The following is a 17,626-nucleotide window of genomic DNA, read 5'->3' as shown; positions in this document are numbered from 1 at the left end:
CCGAGGTCGAAGCGCCCCTGACCGGCTACACGTTTATCGACCTGTCGACCGGAATAGCGGGCGCGTGGCCTGATCTTCGCGCGAGCAGACGCAGAAGCCTCCGAAAACCCGGGCGCGAGGGGGCTTTTGCGTCTGCTCGGCGGTATTAGTGGGCCCACCCCGCGGCGGCCTGGTCGTCGAATGCGCTGTCAATGCGCTCGAACCTGCGGCGGATCGAGGCCCGGGCGGCCCCGTGCGGCAGGATGTACAGGCGGTTGGCCAGGATCGCCTCGGCCGTCAGCCGTGCGACGTCATCGACGCCGAGCGTGTCGTCTTGGGCTGGGAGCGGGCCCATCGACCCCGTCACGTCCGGTGTTGACGCCAGCCCGTAATCGGCGCCGCGGATTCGTTCGGAGTTGGACACCAGCTTGGTTTCGACGACCATCGGGCACAGCACCGACACGCCGATGCCGTTGTCCCTGACCTCGCGGGCCAGCGTCTCCGCCAAGGCGACGACGCCATATTTGGCAACGCCGTACGTCCCGAGGCCCGTGTTGGGCACCAGGCCGGCGAAGGAGGCGGTGAAGGCGATGTGGCCGCCCTTGCCCTGCTCGAGCAACCGGGGCAGGAACGCCTCGACGGCGTGGATCGAGCCCCACAGGTCGATGTCGATTACCCAGCGCCAGTCGTCGTGCGTCATCTGCGCAATCGGCCCCGCGATGACGATGCCCGCGTTGCTGAAGACGACGTCGACCTCGCCGAGCAGGCGGAAGGCCTCGTCAGCGAGGTGAAGCACCTCGTCGAGGTGCCGGACGTCGCACATCACGCCGTGCGCTTCAAACCCCTCCGCACGCAACCGCGCCACGGCCTGTTCCAGCGCGGGCTGATCGACATCGGCGAGCACGACCCGCGCTCCGCGCCGGGCGAACTCGGTGGCGGTGGCCAAACCGATGCCGCTCGCTCCGCCGGTGATGACAGCCCCGCGCCCCTCGAATCCGTCCATGGGACGGAACCCTATTTCAGGCAGCTACCCGCGTCGACGGGGAGGGTCACGCCGGTGATGTAACGGGCCTCGTCCGAGGCCAGGAACAGCACCGCATTGCTGATGTCGACGGGATCAACCCAGGGAATCGGCATCGTATGAAACATCTGACAGATCGGCGCCATGTCGTCCGGGCCGGGATTTTCCAAGTCTGGCCGGAACATCTTGAACGTTCCCTGGTTGTGCAACATCGGTGTGCTGACGTGCGTCGGATGAACGGAGTTGACGCGAATCATGTGCTGTCCCAGCTCAACTGCGAAGGACCGCATGATGCCCACCACACCATGCTTGGCGGCGACATAGCTGCCGCAATGTGGGTAGGCCTTCAGTCCCCCGACTGAGCTCGTCAATACGATCGAACCGCCCGTGCCGCCCGCGATCAAATGCGGCACACCGGCTTTCACCGACTTCCAAACGCTCGACAGGTTTACGTCGATCATTTCCTGCCAGTCGTATTCGCTGGTCTTGTCCAGCGTGTCGCCGCCATTGCCGATGCCGGCGTTGGCCACGATGATGTCCAGCCGGCCAAGCTGTTCGACACCGGTGTCGACCGCGGCCTTCAGCGCGTCGTAGTCACGCACGTCGACCTCGGCCGTGAAGATTCTGCGGTTGTGCCCCTTGACCAGGTCGGCCGTCTCGGCCAAGTCCTCCGGCGTCGACGCCGGGATGGTGGTGTTCCGCACGATCGGTTTACAGACGTCGACGGCGATGATGTCGGCGCCCTCCTGTGCCAGCCGCACCGCGTGACTGCGGCCCTGACCGCGCGCCGCCCCGGTGATGAAAGCGACCTTGCCCTCAACGCGTCCCGTCATTGCTACCTCATTCCTTAACTGGCTCAGCCGATTACGGCCGGCATGGTCTCCCATCCCCGCACCGTGGAAGTCGGAGAAAGCTTGGCGTCGCGAAGGTTGACCTCCCACTCGGGGAAGCGTTTCAGGATCTCTTCGAGCGCGATGCGGCCCTCGAGGCGGGCCAGCGCCGAGCCGAGGCAGTAATGCGTGCCCACGCTGAACGTCAGATGCTGGCGTGATTCGCGCCGAATGTCGAAAACGTCGCCGTCGGGCGGGAATTGGCGGTGATCGCGGTTGGCGGCGCCGATCAGCATCATCATGGCGCTGCCCGCGGGCACGCGTTGGCCGTAGTACTCGACATCGCGGGTGACGTACCTGGCGACGTGCGGGGCGGGCGGCTCGAAGCGCAACAACTCCTCGATGGCGGCCGGGATCAACGACGGGTCCGCCACCAGCTCCCGCCGCTGGTCGGGGTGTTCGGCCAGCACCTTGCCGGCCCACCCGATCAGCCGCGTGGTGGTCTCGTTGCCGGCCCCGGACACGACGCTGATGTAGATCAGCAGCTCGTCGCGGCGCAGCCGGCGCACGGCCCCCGTCTCGTCCTCGAACTCGGCGTTGAGCAGTTCGGTCATGATGTCGTCGGAGGGATGCTCTGCGCGCCAGTCGATGAACTGGCCAAAAAACTCACCGTTCATCATGTGTTCGGCCGTGGTGTCCATCGGCTTGCCGGCCTCGGTACGCAAATTTGCGTTCGCCCGATCGCGCGCGGCCTCCTGGTATTCCTCGGGAATGCCCAGCAGCATGCCGATGACTCGCATCGGCATCTGCGCCCCCAGGTCGGCGACGAAGTCGAAGCGGCCCGTGCCAATCAGCGGATCCAAACTGCGAGCGCAGAATTCGCGGATCTTGGGCTCGAGCTCGTTGATCTTGCGCGGTGTGAACATCCGGGACAGCAGCTTGCGATGGATGTCATGGATCGGCGGATCCTCGAACAGCAGCACGCCGGGCGGGATGGCGATGTTCGCCTTGATCAGCTCGAGTATCGCGCCCTTGGCCGAACTGAAGGTCAGGTAGTCGACCAGGCCGCGGTCCACGTCGTCGAACCGGCTCAGGGCGTAGAAGTCGTGCTGCTCGTTGTAGTACAGCGGCGACTCGTCCCGCAGCCGTCGAAACGTCGGGTAGGGGTCGGCGTGCAGCCCGACGTCATACGGGTCGAAATAAATTTCGCTGGCCGCGCTGACAGTCACGGGTATCAATCACCTCTCGCCGGAACCGCGTCCCCCGGATCGCGGATTCGTGCCGCATCTGAACTCTGTCATCAGCGACCAACGAGTGTCAACGGCGAATCCGTTTTGGCTACTTGCAGTTCTAGATATCGGAGAACCAGATTCTCGCAGCGAAAGTCGGGTGCGCTATTTGCTCACCTTTTCGATCGAGGAGCGGCGGCCGCTAGCCGACGAATCCGCGTGAGCAGAAGTCCCATACCTCGTCGGCGGTGATGGGGTGGACCGTCGCGTCATCGGAGCCGCCGCTGGACTGCGCGATGAACATGACGGTCTGCATGGTCATGGCGGCGACTCGCTTCGGATTGATGTCGGCGCGCAGCGTGCCCGCGTCGCAGGCGGCCTCCATGAGCTCGGTCAGCAACGCCAGTAGCGGCGCGTGTGCGATCTTGACCTCGGCGGGATGAGTAACCAGCAACCGCGGCGCAAAGTCGGTGAACAGCGGTCGCTTAGCCGTCGGATCGGGACGCGACGCCTCGTACAACAGCTCGACGGCGACCTTCAACCGCTCCAGCGGATCGGTGTGGCTTTCGGTGGCGGCGCGGATCTGGTCGGCGGACCGGCTCAACGCGTCCTCGAACAGCGCGAGGAGGAGCTCGTGTTTGCCATCGAACTGCAGGTAGAAGCTCCGCAGCGACTGGCGGGACCGGTCCACGACCTCCTGGACGGTAAAGTCGGTGCTGCCCTTCTCGATGATGATCGCCTGCGCGGCGTCGAGGAAGCGTTGAACGCGTTGAGCCGCCCGCAGTTTCGCGGTTTTGATGGACCGCTCGACGGCGCGCTGCTTCCAGGCCGGCTCTTCGCTTGGGTTCGTCACGGGCGGCTCAGGGGATTGCCGCGTGGGGAGAACATGATTGGACTCTACCGGAGAACGCCGTGCCATCGCTGCGCTCGACCCCCTTGCGGAAGCTGTTTCGGAGATTGTAACTTTCGCACGACGAGAATACTATTCTCTTAGACGCGTGTACGGAAGCTTAATCGTAAGAGCGGATCGCGCGGTCACCGAGAATCCGGAAACCACCCTCCCGGGAGTGCCGTGCAACTGACCTTTGACAGTGACGTCGAGGCGTTCCGCGCCGAATTTGTGGAGTTTCTGGACGAGCATTTGCCGCCCGACGCGGAGGCGGGGGAGCGGCCCCGGTCCAGTTCGCATGTTCCGGAGTGGGCTCGCCGCTGGCAGCGGCTGCTGTTCGACAGTGGCTGGCTGCTGCCCGGCAACCCCCCCGAGTTCGGTGGGCGCAACGCCACGCTGTTGCAGCAATACGTGTACTTGGAAGAGTTGGGGCGGCGGCGTATCTCCCAGAGTTTCAATCCGCAGGGCGTGGGCATCATCGCGGCGTCGTTGTTGGCGTTCGGCACCGCGCAGCAAAGGCAGCGATGGGCGGTGCCGATTTTGCGCGCCGAGATCACCGCCTCGCTGGGGATGAGCGAGCCCGGCGCGGGCTCGGACCTGGCTTCCGTGAAAACCCGGGCGGTGCGCCACTCAGATTCGCAAGGCGACTTCTTCGTGGTGAACGGGCAGAAGGTGTGGACGTCCGGCGCCCATGACGCCGATGTGTTGTTGGCTTTCGTGCGCACCGATCCGGACAAGCCAAAACACAAGGGCATCAGCGCATTAATGATCCCGACCGACACCCCGGGGGTGGTGTGCCGTCCGTTCGCGTCGGTCTGTGACAGCGATGACGTCGACTTCAATGAGGTATTTTTCACCGACGCCCGGGTGCCGGTCGAGAACCTGGTGGGTCAGCTCAATGAGGGCTGGCGGGTGGCGACCGGTTCCCTCGGCCACGAACGCATCATGCTGTGGACGGGATACGTCGACTTGTTGCGTGCGCTGACAGCTGATTTCGAGCCTTCGGGATCGGTCGAGCGCGATCGCTACGCCACTCTGGTGATGGACGCCCAGGCGATGCGGCTGCTCGGGTCGGCTGCCCTGGCCCGCGCCGCTCGCGGGGAAGAGGACGTTCCCGGCCAATCCGTGCTCAAGCTGCTCGGTTCGGATGCGCTGCAACGTGCCTGCGAAGACGCGCTGAACGCCGCGGGTGCCGACGGGCTCGTCCACCGCGCGGTCACCGCCCCGGTCGCCGCGCTGGACCTGGACAGCCACTACCAAAGCTGGTTCGACCGATACGCGCGCACCTTCGCCGCGACGATCGCCGGCGGCACTTCCGAAATTCAGCGGAACATCATCGCCGAACGGGTACTGGGTCTGCCGCGAAACTAGCGGGCGTCCAGCCAGGCGTAGTAACTGATCGCGACGAGGCCTGCCGCGATCGATACCGCCCCTAATGCCATGCCCGCCATGGCGATTCGGGGATTGTTTGCTTCGCCGCGCTGCACGCGTCTGCGCGCGACATCTCCGGTGATCACCGCCGCGATGCCGAAGGGCACCCCGATCAGAAGCCAACAGGTGCCGAGCGCGACGAGGCCGACCAGCAGCGAGGCGACACCGACCTCGTTCCGGGGTGCGTCGGGGTGGCTCATCGCGTCCTGTCCTCTGGGCGGCGAGACGAGTCTAGCGCAGCCCCACCCGGCGTCCGGTGATTGAAGTGACCGGTGGGGCTCGAGGAGGCTAGGCCGCTACAGCTGGGCCAACCGAGGCGCGAATCCCTTGGCGCGCAACGCCGCTCCGGCCTGCCGGGTTAGCTCTCGTGCGCTGCCGAGCAGGCCGTCCAGGATCAGCGACCGCTTGACGTGGTGATGCAGCTGGTGCTCAGCGGTGAAGCCGATGCCGCCCAGCACCTGCTGGCAGTGCCGCGCGGTGGTCAGCGCCGCCTGCCCGGCCGCGGCCTTGGCCAACAAGGAGGCCAGGCCCACAGGATCGTCCGGCTGCGCGGTGGCGGCGTCCAGCGTCGCCTCCGCTCCCTCGATCGCGACGAGCGTCTCCGCCAGCCGGTGTCGGATCGCCTGGAACGAACTGATGCGGCGGCCGAATTGGACGCGGTCGACGGCATGCTGGCGCGCCAGCGACAGCATCGCCCGGCTGGTGCCGATCAGCCACCAGCCCACTGCCAGCCGTCCAACGCCCAGCGCGACCGGCGAGATGGAATCGCCGTGCGCCACATGGTTTAACGGCAGCTCGCCGTCTAGTGCCGAGCTGGCGCCGTCGCCGCGCTCCCACACCACCCAGGAGCCACCCGTGAACGGCAGTGGGAGGGTACCGCCCGGCGCGGCGCCGGCAGCGCGCAGCACCACGTCGTTGAGCACGGGGGCGTGCGACCCGGTCTCGCCGAGCAGACGGAACACCAAGGGTATTGCGGTATCGGGCATTTCGTCGAGCATGTCGAGCCAGCCCAAGTCGGTCAGCGCCGCGTCGAGCTTTGCGCCCGAGGCCGCAACCATGGTCGTTCGCACCGAATCGCCCAGCAGGCGCAGTGATTCTGGGTCAGCCGAGGGATCCACGATTCACTCCTTCCCGAGGTCGAGCAGCCGGCGGGCGATGATGTTGCGCTGGATCTCGGCGGTACCGCCATAGATGGTGGCCGCGCGCGAGTACAGGTACTCCGACCGCCACGGGGTGTCGTCCAGCTCGAGCACCCCGGGCAGCAGGTCGCGGACGGTGTCATAGAGGCGTTGCTCGGCGGTGGCCAGCAGCACTTTGTCGACGGAGGTGTCGGGGCCCAGCCGCGCTCCGTCGCGGAGCCGGTGTTGGGTGCGGCGGGATCGGCAGCGCAACGTGTGCAGCGCGAGATAGGCTGAGCCGAGCTCATACTCATCGTGTTCGTCGGGGTCCTGCGCTTCGGTGATGAGGGCGTCGAATCGGGAATACAGGTAGGCGATCCGCTGCCAGAAGCAGGTGGAGCGCTCGTAGGGCAGCAGGTCCATCGCCAGCCGCCACCCGTCTCCGGGCCGGCCGAGCATCCGGCTCGACGGGATCACCACGTCGTCGTAGTAGACCTCGCAGAACTCGTCGACCCCATGCATCGTGCGCAGCGGCCGGACGGTGATACCCGGGGTGTCCAGGTCGACGAAGAACGCGGTGATCCCGTCGTGGCCGGGTGCCGTCCGGGTGAGCAGGATGCATCGGGTCGAGAACTGCGCGAAGCTGGTCCAGACCTTTTGCCCGTTGACAATCCAGTTGTCCCCATCCGGGGTCGCGCGGGTGGACAGCGACGCCAGGTCGCTGCCGGAACCCGGTTCGGAAAAGCCCTGGCACCATTGTTCTTGGCCGCTGAGCAGCCGCGGCACCATTTCCGCAGCGAGTTCGGCTGGCGCGTAATCGATCATCGTCGGCGCGAGCACTTCCACCATCGAGTAGGGCCCCGGTTCGGCCAGCCGGCGGCCTACCACCTCCTCGCCGACGATCGCGCGCAGCAGCGCTGGCCCACCCAAGCCGCCGACCTGGACGGGCCAGCCGTAGCGCATCCAATCGGCGTCGTAGAGGGCCCGGTGGACCCGGGCGAGCTGTCGCATCTGGGCTTGCAGCGAGTGGTCCGGCCCGGGCGTCAGGTCGTTTTGGTCGAGCCACGAACGCAGGTCGGCCCGAAACTGCTCGACGTTCACGGCGTGGGGCGCCCCACGGCGTGCGGGCGCCCCGAGTCGTGCAGGCCGCTGCGGCGGATGAAGGTCATGGCACGGGTCTTCAGCCGCCAACCGTCGGCGGTGCGGGTGTACGTGTCGCGGTAGTAGCCGATGCGCATGTCGTGAGTGGCATGGTCGATGAAGCACAACGGCTGGGTCCCGCTCGCCGAATCCCCGTCGAGGTCGACCACCGCCGTCCCGGTAAGAAACAAGCCCTTTGGCGCGGCGGCCACCAGCTCCGGGAATCGGTCCAACCGGTAGGTATCACCGAAGGCGCTATAGGTGCCGTCGGGGGTGAAGACGGCGATGAGGCCGTCGATGTCTTCCTGGGTGATGGTGACCGCGTAGCGGGCGAGCAGTTGCTGGATCTCGACTAAATCGTCAGTTCTGGTGGGCGCGCTTTTGGTTTGTTGATGTGCCGACATAGACCTTCCCGCCTTTCATGACGAAGCCGACGTTGCGAGTAACCGTTATGTCTTCCAATGGGTTTCCCGGCACCGCGATGACATCGGCGAGCTGGCCGGGCGCGAGCCGCCCCCGATCGGTGGAATTGATGAGTTCCGCCGCGGTCACCGTCGCCGCCCGCAGCACCGCCAGCGGGGGCAGGCCCCATTCCACCAGCGTGACAAGCTCATCGGCGTTGCGACCGTGCGGGATCGCGGGAGCGTCGGTGCCCACCGCTATCTTCACGCCGGCTTTGTGGGCGGCCAGAATCGAGGCGCGCGACTTGGGGAACATCTCGGCGGCCTTGGCCTGGAGCTCGGGCGGGGCGTGCGAAACGTCCATGCCCTCGGCCAGGCGCCGGGTGGACACCAGAAATGTGTCGTGCTCGACCATCATCGCGATCGCTTCGTCGTCGACGAGGAAGCCATGCTCGATGCAATCGATACCGGCCGCGACGGCATGCTTGACCGCGTCGGCCCCGTGCGTGTGCGCGGCGACGCGCAGCCCGCGCCGATGCGCCTCGTCGACGATCGCGCGCAGTTCCTCGTCCGAATAGTGCTGCGCGCCAGGCGGTCCCGTCAGCGACATCACCCCGCCCGAGCAGCAGACCTTGATCAGCTCGGCGCCATGCTTGATCTGGTAACGCACCGCCCGGCGGATTTCGTCGACTCCGTTGGCGATACCTTCTTCGACCGTCAGGTCGAGCACGTGCGGCGCGAACGCGGCGAACATCGTCGGATCCAGATGCCCGCCGGTGGGTGTGATGGCGTGACCGGCCGGCACCACGCGCGGCCCCTCGATCCAGCCCGCGTCGATGGCCTTGCCCAGCGCGACATCCAGGAGGTAGCCACCGGTCTTGACGAACAGCCCGAGGTTTCGCACGGTGGTGAACCCGGCGCGCAGCGTGCGGCGGGCATTGCCGACCGCGCGCAGCAGGCGCGTCGGCGGGTCGTCCTGCACCTGGGACAGGCCGGGCTTTTCCCCGCGTCCGCCCATCAGCAGGTTGACCTCCATGTCCATCAGCCCGGGCAGCAGGATCGCCTCGCCCAGGTCGATCAGCTCGCCTTGGATCGAGGCGCCGTCACCACCGACACCGGTGATCCGGTCGCCGTCGATCTGCAGGATGCCGGGCCGAAGGATCTCACCGGCGTCAACGTCGAGCAGCCCGGCGGCCTTGAGCGTCAGCACCTGTCAGATCACCGGCTCCCGAATCAGTTCGACCCACGCCGCGCCGCTGTCGGGCACCCGCGGCTGCTTCCATGCCTCGATCGGGAACGACACCATCACCAGCGACTGCATCAGGTGCATGAGGGTCCGCGCGTCTTCCGGCAGGTCGTCGATCGGGAACTTGTCGCAAAACTCGATGGCATCGTTGAGGCGCGGGAACGCCGCGTCGTAGAACGCCTGCATCTCGGTCATCGTAGAGGCCAGCCGCTTGGCGTAGCGCTCCGGCTCGGTGGCCAGGTCCCAGTCCAGATAGGGCTCCAGGTCGGCGAATTCAGCGGGAAGCGCCATTGGTGACCACCTCCTTTTTCCAGCCGGCCACGTAATCGCCGGTCACCTTGTGCAGATGGCGGAGAAGGATTTCCTGGTCGCACAGCGGAAAATCTCTGACGACGCGGGTGCCGATCATGGTCTGGGTCGCTTCCAGGGTGTTGGCGTCCTGCAGCGCGTATTCCTTGAACGTGACCGCCGCCAGCTCCTGGGCCAACCGCTCCCGCGCGTTTCTCGGCGGGACGAAATACAGCGTGCACTCGAAGATGTGCTTGTCGACCGCCGTCGGCCAATAGTGATAGGTCAGGAACCAGCCCGGCTCCCAGATCAGCAGCATGAAGTTCGGATAGAAGTGCCACGAGTCGATGCCCCACTGCGTCACCTTCTTCGGGTTCACGCCCGGCGGGAGCTGATCGAGGTTCTCGATGACCTCCGGCTTGTCCCAAGGACCGAACAGCCCGCTGCGCAACACCTGGTCCATGGGTTTGACCATCGACATGTCGGCGGGCGGCGCCTGGCCGCCCCAGGTGGAGATCATCCCGTGCGGGCTCGCCAGCTCGTAGTACAGCGCCTCGAAGCCGTACTTGATGATCTTGGCGGCTTCTTCCTTGGTGTACTGCCCCTGGTGCAACACCGGCGCGTGGTAGAACTCGGCGAACGCGTCGATGAACAGCTTCCAGTTGCTGCCGACCTCGGCCCGGTAGGAGTAGGTCTCGGTCATCTCGTGGAAGGGGTAGCCCTCGATGCCCTTGGCCAGCGGGCCGAGGTAGTCGGCGAGCGGCTTGGCGTTTTGGTCGAGGTTGATGAAGATGAACCCTTCCCAGAGCTCGCAGCGCACCGGCACCAGTCCGTACTGGCTCTTGTCGACGTCGAAGAACTCATCTTCTTGCTGGATGAAGGTCAGATCACCGTCGAGGCTGTAGCGCCAAGCGTGGTACTTGCAGGTGAACTGGCGGCAGGTGCCCGACGTTTCCTCGTGCGGATAGTCGTTCCAAACCAGCTTGTTTCCGCGGTGGCGGCACACGTTGTGAAACGCCCTGACCGAGCCGTCCTTGGTCTTGACGATGATCACCGACATGCCCGGGCCCGCCGACGGCAGTTCCTTGGTGAAGTAGCTGCCCGTGCGCGGAAGCCGCTCCACCCGGCCGACGTTGAGCCAGGTCTTCTTGAAGATCGCCTCGCGCTCGGCCTCAAAGAAGGCCGGATCGATCGAATCGGTGTAGTCGACCGGCGCGGTCCCCAGTTCGGGGTAATTCTCAGTCCAGCTTCCCGCGGCTGGTTTCGCGAAGTGGGCCAATGTTTCCTACCTTCCTTGTTGGTCGGGCTCGACCTCGACGCCAAAAGTGTTGATAGCCATCGCGAGTGCGTTGTAGCCACCGATGGTGAAGATCAAGTCCATCCGCTGACGTTCGTCCAGCCGTTCGCACAGAGCGGCCCACGTCTGGTCGGAGAGATTGGATTTCTCGTCCAGCTCGTCGACGGCGTGAAATACGGCGCGGTCGAACGCGTCGTTCGCCTCACCGGTTCGGGCGGCGGCGATGTCGGCTTCCGACAGTCCCGCCTCCTTCGCGATCTTCATGTGGTGCGTCCATTCGTAGGCGCAGTTGCGCCGATGGGCGATACGCAGGATCGCCTGCTCGCGGACGCGCGCCGGGAGAGTGGAGCCGTACAGCAGATAGCCGCTGAACCGCAAAAAGGCGCGGGCAAGTTTCGGGTGACGCACGAGCGTGGACATGAGGGTGCCGGCATCCCGGGGGTTGCGCCGTTCCGGGGGCAGCATGCCGGACAGTGCCTGCTCGACCGACTCGTCCCACTCATCGGCCGGCAGCGGCTGCAGGCGCATCCCGCAGTCTCCTCTCGGCATCCCCTCTACCACCTCTCGGTGAAAGAGAATCAGATTCTCATTTCCAACCAATAGAGTTGCACGATTCGCCCTGCGGGTCAATGCCGGCGCCCGCGGCCGGCGGCCTTGACCGGTGGCGGGCTTTGCCGCCCCCGCCCGGCCCCGGTTGCCGGCGCGGGCGCGACGAAACCACGGATTTTCCCGCTGCGTGACGCCTGGTCGAAGCGGCGGGCGGTTTGGCCGTCCGGGTCGGGCGGCTACCCTGAATGTTGATTCTCGCTTCGGGAGAAGATAGTTTTCAAAACGGTGATCTAGGCGCAAGCGACCGATGGATCCGACGAGAGGGAATGGCCATGAACAAAGAAGACATGATCCTGATCAGCGTCGATGACCACACCGTCGAGCCGCCGGACATGTTCAAGGACCACCTGCCGAAGAAGTACCTCGACGACGCGCCCCGGCTGGTGCACAACCCCGATGGCTCGGACATGTGGAAGTTCCGCGACACCGTGATCCCCAACGTGGCGCTCAACGCGGTGGCCGGCCGGCCGAAAGAGGAGTACGGGCTGGAGCCGCAGGGTCTCGATGAGATTCGCCCCGGGTGCTACAACGTCGACGAACGCATCAAGGACATGAACGCCGGCGGCATTCTGGCCTCGATTTGCTTCCCCTCGTTCCCCGGTTTCGCCGGGCGCCTGTTCGCCACCGAGGATTCGGAGTTCTCGGTGGCTCTGGTGCAGGCCTACAACGACTGGCACATCGACGAGTGGTGCGGCGCGTACCCGGCGCGGTTCATCCCGATGGCATTGCCCGTGATCTGGGATGCCGAGGCGTGCGCCGCCGAGGTGCGGCGCGTCTCGAAGAAGGGCGTGCACGCGCTCACGTTCACCGAGAACCCCGCCGCGATGGGTTATCCCAGTTTCCATGACTCGTACTGGAATCCGCTCTGGAAAGCGTTGTGCGACACCAACACCGTGATGAACGTGCACATCGGATCCTCCGGCCGGCTCGCGATCACGGCACCCGACGCACCGATGGACGTGATGATCACGCTGCAGCCGATGAACATCGTGCAGGCGGCCGCCGATCTGCTGTGGTCCAGGCCGATCAAGGAGTACCCGGATCTGAAGGTCGCGCTCTCGGAGGGCGGCACCGGGTGGATCCCGTACTTCCTCGAGCGGGCCGACCGCACCTTCGAAATGCACTCGACGTGGACGCACCAGAACTTCGGCGGCAAGCTGCCCAGCGAGGTCTTCCGTGAGCACTTCCTGACCTGCTTCATCAGCGACAAGGTGGGCGTGCAGCTGCGCAACATGATCGGCATCGACAACATCGCTTGGGAGGCCGACTATCCGCACAGCGACTCGATGTGGCCTGGTGCGCCCGAAGAGCTCTGGGACGTCCTGAGCCTGAACAACGTGCCTGACGACGAGATCAAGAAGATCACGCACGAGAACGCGATGCGCTGGTACTCGTTCGACCCCTTCACCCACATCACGCCGGAGCAGGCCACGGTCGGTGCCCTGCGCAAGGCCGCCGAGGGGCACGACGTGTCCATCCGGGCCCTCAGCCACCACAAGGACACCAGGTCGGGTTCGTCGTTCCAGGACTTTGCCGCCAACGCCAAAGAGCTCACCGGCAACAGAGACTGAGGCAGGCTGACGCAGGCGCCGCGCCCGGCGGGCAGACGCAAAAGCGCCAAATTCGTCGGCGTGTCGGGGGCTTTTATGTCTGCTCGCGCTGAAAGGAGACGCCCCAAGTGCCCGGCGGTGGAATGAATTTCGAGCTGACCGATGACCAGGAGCTGATCCGCCGGTCGGTCGCCGAGCTGGCGCGGAAGTTCGACGACCAGTATTGGATGGAAAAAGACCAGGCACACGAATTTCCGACCGAGTTCTACCGGGCCATCGCCGACGGCGGTTGGCTGGGCATGACAATTCCGACCGAGTACGGCGGGCACGGCCTCGGCATCACCGAGGCCACCCTGTTGCTCGAAGAGGTCGCCAAGTCCGGCGGCGCTATGAACGCCGCCAGCTCAATTCACTTGTCCATCTTCGGAATGCAACCCGTGGTGGTGCACGGCTCTGAGGACCTCAAACAGCGCACGCTGCCCTCCGTCGCGACCGGCGAGGTTCATGTCTGCTTCGGGGTGACCGAGCCGGGCGCCGGGCTCGACACATCGCGCATCACCACCTTCGCCAAACGTGATGGCGATCGCTACATCGTCAACGGCCGCAAGGTATGGATCTCGAAAGCCATGGAGTCCGACAAGATCCTGCTGCTGACGCGCACCCAAAGCTACGACGAAGTCGCGAAGAAGACCGACGGGATGACGCTGTTCCTCACCGACCTCGACCGCAGCAGGGTCGACGTCCGCCCCATCCGCAAGATGGGCCGGAACGCCGTCAGCTCCAACGAGTTGTTCATCGACAACCTCGAGATCCCGGTCGAGGACCGGATCGGCGAGGAGGGCAAGGGATTTCAGTACATCCTCGACGGACTGAACCCGGAGCGGATGCTGATCGCCGCCGAGGCGCTGGGCATCGGGCGGGTCGCGCTGGAGAAGGCGGTCCGCTACGCCAACGATCGCGAGGTGTTCGGCCGCCCGATCGGCATGAACCAGGGCATCCAGTTCCCGCTTGCCGATTCGCTGGCCCGGCTGGACGCCGCCGAGCTGATGTTGCGCAAGGCAACCTGGCTCTACGACAACGGTAAACCCTGTGGGCGCGAGGCGAATACGGCAAAATACCTGTGCGCCGACGCCGGCTTCACCGCCGCCGACCGCGCATTGCAAACCCACGGCGGCATGGGCTACGCCGAGGAATACCACGTGGCACGCTACTTCCGTGAGGCCCGGCTGATGAAGATCGCGCCGATCAGCCAGGAGATGATCCTGAACTTCCTTGGGGCCCACGCCCTGAAGCTGCCGAGGAGCTACTGATGACCGATGCCGCGTCGTACATCACCGGCCAAGTGCTGCCGGTGGACGGCGGCATGGTGACGTGACCGCGACCGACGGCCCCGTGCTGTTGTCAGAGGACCGCGACGGGGTGCGCACACTGACCTTGAACCGTCCGCGCCGCAAGAACGCGATCAACCCCGAGCTTTGGGTCGCGTTGCGGGACGCCCTCAACGCGGCCGGCCGGGACCGCACCGTGCGCGCACTCGTTATCACCGGCGCCGGCGGGAGCTTCTGCTCCGGCGCCGACATCTCCGTGACCGACGACGTTCATCCGAAAGACAAGTTGCAGCGCTTGACCGACGCGGCGCTGGCATTGCACGAGCTCCCGGTTCCGACAGTCGCCAAAGTGACCGGCGTGGCCGTCGGCGCGGGATGGAACCTAGCGCTGGGTTGCGATTTGGTGGTTGCGACGCCGGAATCGACGTTCTGCCAGGTCTTTTCCAAGCGCGGCCTGTCCATCGACCTTGGTGGCTCCTGGCTGCTGCCCAAACTTGTTGGGCTGCAACAGGCCAAGCGGCTTGCGCTGCTGGCCGACACGATCGACGCCGCCGAAGCCCACGCCCTGGGCCTGGTGACCTGGGTGGTGCCCGGCGCCGAGATCGACTCCTTCGTCAAAGAGCTGGCCGGCCGGCTCGCGGCCGGACCGCCGGTGGCGCTCGCCCAGACCAAGGCCCTGCTGAACGAAGGTGTTGACCGCACCCTGCGCGACGCGCTGGCGAACGAGGCGCGCGCGCAAGTGGGCAATTTTGCGACTGCCGATGCGGCGGCCGCCTATGCGGCTTTCGCCGAGCGACGAGAGCCGTCGTTTACTGGTCGGTGGGCGGTATCACGATCGAGCCAAACGGAGTAGATGCATGCGTGAGACAGTCATCGTCGAGGCGGTACGCACGGCAGTAGGGAAGCGCAATGGCGGGCTGTCCGGCATGCACGCCGCGGACCTGTCCGCCGTCGTCCTGAACGAACTACTGGAGCGCACCGGTGTCGGTCCGGAGATGATCGACGACGTGATCTGGGGGTGCGTGTCTCAGGTCGGCGACCAGTCCAGCAACATCGGGCGCTACGCGGTCCTGGCCGCCGGGTGGCCGGAGAGCGTTCCGGGAACCACGGTCAACCGGGCTTGCGGTTCCAGTCAACAGGCGCTGGATTTTGCGGTGCAGGCGGTGATGTCCGGTCAGCAGGACGTCGTCGTTGCCGGCGGTGTCGAGGTGATGAGCCGCGTCCCGCTGGGCGCGGCCAGGGCAACCGGGATGCCCTACGGCCCGAAAGTCCTTGCGCGCTATGGTGATTTCTCCTTCAACCAGGGCCTCTCGGCGGAGATGATCGCCAAGAAGTGGGGATTCTCCCGAACCCAGCTGGACGAATACTCGGTCCGATCCCACGAGCTTGCCGCCGCGGCCCAGGACGGCGGCGCCTTCACCGACCAGATCGTTCCGGTCTTCACGGACGACGGCACCGTTGCCAACGTCATAGCGGCGGACGAGGGCGTGCGCCGCGGCACCACTGTCGAAAAGCTGGCTGGGCTCAAGCCCGCCTTCGTCGACGACGGCGTAATCCACGCGGGCAATTCCTCGCAGATCTCCGACGGCGCCGCCGCGCTGCTGGTGACCACGGCGGAGATGGCGGTGAGCCTGGGGTTGACGCCGCTGGTCCGCTATCGCGCCGGGGCGGTCACCGGCGCCGATCCGGTGCTCATGCTCACCGGCCCCATTCCCGCGACGGAGAAGGTGCTGACCAAGGCCGACGTCGCGCTGTCTGACGTCGGCGTCTTCGAGGTCAACGAAGCCTTCGCCCCGGTGCCACTGGCGTGGCTGGCCGAGACGGGCGCCGATCCACGCCGGCTCAATCCGCTCGGTGGTGCGATCGCCCTCGGGCACCCCCTGGGCGCCTCCGGTGCGGTGCTCATGACGCGCATGGCGCACCACATGCGCAGTAACGGCATCCGCTACGGGCTGCAGACCATGTGCGAAGGCGGCGGGACGGCCAACGCCACCCTGATCGAGCTCGTTTCCTAGAACGGCTGGGCTGAGACGCTTGTCACAGCGGGCAAACCAACCTACTGTGTGTTCAGTAGGTTGATCTCTATCGGTGCGGAGTTAGTTCAGGGAGTCCGGTTGCCCGTCGTTCGGCGATACGACACGCTTCTCGCCAAAGGCGAGGACCGCAAGCAGCGGATCCTCGACGTCGCGCAGCGCCTCCTCACCCGCAACGGCTGGCGCAACACCACGCTTGCCCAGATCGCGGGCGAAGCCGGGGTCACCCCGGCGGGGCTGCTGCATCACTTCGAATCCAAGGACCAGCTGCTGCACGCGGTCCTCGACGCGCGCGACGCCGATGACGACTCGCACGCCGACCGGGCCGGTGACCTCCTCGTCGAGATCGCGCGGGTCGCCGATCGCTTCACGCGGGCGCCGGAGCTGGTGGGCACGTTCACCGTGTTGCTGGTCGAGAACATCCTCCCCGACGCTCCGCTGCACGACCGCATGCTGTCCAGGCAGCGCGAAGCGATCGACATCGTCGCCGAGCTGATCCGTCGCGGTCAGGCCGACGGCCGGTATCGCACCGACATAGACCCCGCCGTCAAGGCGGTGGAAATCCTCGCCTTCGTCCACGGAATGGAAACGATATGGTCGCTCGACCCTTCGATACCGCTGACCGACGCGTTCAAGGAGTACGCGGAGGCGCTGGCACGGGACTTCGCGCCGCCGAAGAAGAGCGACCAGACATGAGGTACCGGCTCGACGTCGTCGCCTCCAACGTCGTCGACGTGGTGCGGTTCGCCGGCGGTTGGCTCTTCGACCGGGCGATGGCGGGATGGGACGTCACCGTGCTGCTGCCCGACCTGGCCGACCACCCCGACCGTCGGCCACTGCAGATCCTGGGGGCCCAGGTGCTCGACCTCGAGGACGCGTTGGCTTCGGTGGAGTCCCGACCGCGCCCGCAGGCCCTGGCGGCCGCGGCGGACCTGTTCGGATGTGACTCGCGGGTGCGGCAAGGCGTCTTGCAGGCCCTCGATCACGGCGTCACCGAGGTGACGTTGTGGGGAGAGAGCTGGCCGGTGGAGCTGGACGACAGCGTCGGCCTGGTGCAACACCGGCTGACCATGGCCGCGAAGATCTTCAAGGGCAAGGCGCTGGCCGCCGCGGCGGTGCCGCATGACTCGATCGGTTACCTCGAGACTTTCCGCAGCGGGCTCCTGGCGTGCCCATCGGTGGCCGCCGACCTGGTTCCCGCCAGCTAAGACACGTTGCCGCGTCGCCGACTGTGCAG

At 66.0% G+C, this 17,626-nt stretch carries 19 protein-coding genes; 7 read left to right on the top strand and 12 right to left on the bottom strand.

Annotation, left to right across the window (positions count from 1 at the left end; genetic code table 11):
- Positions 1-145: 145 nt before the first annotated feature.
- The 4 genes from A5764_RS10165 to A5764_RS10150 form a co-directional block, all read right to left on the bottom strand.
- Entirely contained in the window at positions 146-982 is an 837-nt protein-coding gene (locus A5764_RS10165) for an SDR family NAD(P)-dependent oxidoreductase (protein ID WP_067112512.1), read from the bottom strand.
- An 11-nt stretch (positions 983-993) separates the two neighbouring features.
- Positions 994-1,833: a mycofactocin-coupled SDR family oxidoreductase gene (locus A5764_RS10160; protein WP_067112509.1), complete on the bottom strand. Its 840-nt coding sequence runs from the start codon at positions 1,831-1,833 to the stop codon at positions 994-996.
- 23 nt (positions 1,834-1,856) lie between these two features.
- Entirely contained in the window at positions 1,857-3,059 is a 1,203-nt protein-coding gene (locus tag A5764_RS10155) for a cytochrome P450 (RefSeq protein WP_067112506.1), read from the bottom strand.
- Between the two features lie 202 nt (positions 3,060-3,261).
- Positions 3,262-3,912 (bottom strand): TetR/AcrR family transcriptional regulator, encoded by a 651-nt coding sequence (locus A5764_RS10150; RefSeq protein ID WP_067112503.1) that lies wholly within the window; start codon positions 3,910-3,912, stop codon positions 3,262-3,264.
- 219 nt (positions 3,913-4,131) lie between these two features.
- Here A5764_RS10150 and A5764_RS10145 point away from each other — a divergent pair, with 219 nt between their 5' ends.
- Positions 4,132-5,319, top strand: coding sequence for an acyl-CoA dehydrogenase family protein (locus tag A5764_RS10145; RefSeq protein ID WP_067112500.1), 1,188 nt, complete (start codon positions 4,132-4,134; stop codon positions 5,317-5,319).
- On the opposite strand, the gene A5764_RS10140 is transcribed toward A5764_RS10145, so the two are convergent.
- The 8 genes from A5764_RS10140 to A5764_RS10105 all read right to left on the bottom strand — a co-directional run bounded on the left by A5764_RS10140 (position 5,316) and on the right by A5764_RS10105 (position 11,397).
- On the bottom strand, positions 5,316-5,579 hold the full coding sequence (locus tag A5764_RS10140) for a DUF4190 domain-containing protein (RefSeq protein WP_067112497.1): 264 nt from the start codon (positions 5,577-5,579) through the stop codon (positions 5,316-5,318). The genes A5764_RS10145 and A5764_RS10140 overlap by 4 nt on opposite strands.
- A gap of 96 nt (positions 5,580-5,675) precedes the next feature.
- Complete coding sequence (locus A5764_RS10135) at positions 5,676-6,497, bottom strand: acyl-CoA dehydrogenase family protein (protein ID WP_067112494.1); 822 nt, start codon at positions 6,495-6,497, stop codon at positions 5,676-5,678.
- Between the two features lie 3 nt (positions 6,498-6,500).
- Positions 6,501-7,598, bottom strand: a complete 1,098-nt coding sequence (locus A5764_RS10130) for an acyl-CoA dehydrogenase family protein (RefSeq protein WP_067112491.1) — start codon at positions 7,596-7,598, stop codon at positions 6,501-6,503.
- A complete protein-coding gene (locus A5764_RS10125) occupies positions 7,595-8,041 on the bottom strand; it encodes a nuclear transport factor 2 family protein (protein ID WP_067112488.1) in 447 nt (148 codons plus the stop codon). Before A5764_RS10125 ends, A5764_RS10130 begins: the two co-directional genes overlap by 4 nt.
- On the bottom strand, positions 7,998-9,248 hold the full coding sequence (locus A5764_RS10120; protein ID WP_067112485.1) for an amidohydrolase family protein: 1,251 nt from the start codon (positions 9,246-9,248) through the stop codon (positions 7,998-8,000). The genes A5764_RS10125 and A5764_RS10120 overlap by 44 nt, the downstream gene beginning before the upstream one ends.
- A gap of 3 nt (positions 9,249-9,251) precedes the next feature.
- Positions 9,252-9,575: a hypothetical protein gene (locus A5764_RS10115; protein ID WP_067112481.1), complete on the bottom strand. Its 324-nt coding sequence runs from the start codon at positions 9,573-9,575 to the stop codon at positions 9,252-9,254.
- Positions 9,559-10,851 carry an aromatic ring-hydroxylating dioxygenase subunit alpha gene (locus tag A5764_RS10110; protein ID WP_067112478.1) on the bottom strand — a complete coding sequence of 431 codons (1,293 nt, stop codon included), beginning with the start codon at positions 10,849-10,851 and terminating at the stop codon, positions 9,559-9,561. Before A5764_RS10110 ends, A5764_RS10115 begins: the two co-directional genes overlap by 17 nt.
- 6 nt (positions 10,852-10,857) lie before the next feature.
- Positions 10,858-11,397, bottom strand: coding sequence for a carboxymuconolactone decarboxylase family protein (locus tag A5764_RS10105; protein ID WP_067112474.1), 540 nt, complete (start codon positions 11,395-11,397; stop codon positions 10,858-10,860).
- A 353-nt stretch (positions 11,398-11,750) separates the two neighbouring features.
- Here A5764_RS10105 and A5764_RS10100 point away from each other — a divergent pair, with 353 nt between their 5' ends.
- The 6 genes from A5764_RS10100 to A5764_RS10075 all read left to right on the top strand — a co-directional run bounded on the left by A5764_RS10100 (position 11,751) and on the right by A5764_RS10075 (position 17,597).
- Positions 11,751-13,049, top strand: a complete 1,299-nt coding sequence (locus A5764_RS10100; protein ID WP_067112594.1) for an amidohydrolase family protein — start codon at positions 11,751-11,753, stop codon at positions 13,047-13,049.
- 122 nt (positions 13,050-13,171) lie between these two features.
- Positions 13,172-14,338, top strand: coding sequence for an acyl-CoA dehydrogenase family protein (locus A5764_RS10095; RefSeq protein WP_067112471.1), 1,167 nt, complete (start codon positions 13,172-13,174; stop codon positions 14,336-14,338).
- 61 nt (positions 14,339-14,399) lie between these two features.
- Complete coding sequence (locus A5764_RS10090; protein WP_067112468.1) at positions 14,400-15,209, top strand: enoyl-CoA hydratase/isomerase family protein; 810 nt, start codon at positions 14,400-14,402, stop codon at positions 15,207-15,209.
- 4 nt (positions 15,210-15,213) lie between these two features.
- A complete protein-coding gene (locus tag A5764_RS10085) occupies positions 15,214-16,371 on the top strand; it encodes a thiolase family protein (protein WP_067112465.1) in 1,158 nt (385 codons plus the stop codon).
- Positions 16,372-16,470: 99 nt separating this feature from the next.
- Positions 16,471-17,085, top strand: a complete 615-nt coding sequence (locus tag A5764_RS10080; RefSeq protein WP_067112463.1) for a TetR/AcrR family transcriptional regulator — start codon at positions 16,471-16,473, stop codon at positions 17,083-17,085.
- The gene (locus A5764_RS10075; protein WP_067112460.1) at positions 17,082-17,597 is read left to right on the top strand and encodes a hypothetical protein; all 516 of its coding nucleotides are present in this window, start codon (positions 17,082-17,084) and stop codon (positions 17,595-17,597) included. Before A5764_RS10080 ends, A5764_RS10075 begins: the two co-directional genes overlap by 4 nt.
- The last annotated feature ends 29 nt before the right edge of the window (positions 17,598-17,626 follow it).

It is taken from the genome of Mycobacterium sp. 852002-51057_SCH5723018, assembly GCF_001667035.1.
Taxonomy (GTDB): Bacteria; Actinomycetota; Actinomycetes; order Mycobacteriales; family Mycobacteriaceae; genus Mycobacterium.
The sequence above is the reverse complement of the archived record's forward strand: the minus strand, read 5'-3'. Positions and strand labels throughout refer to the sequence as shown.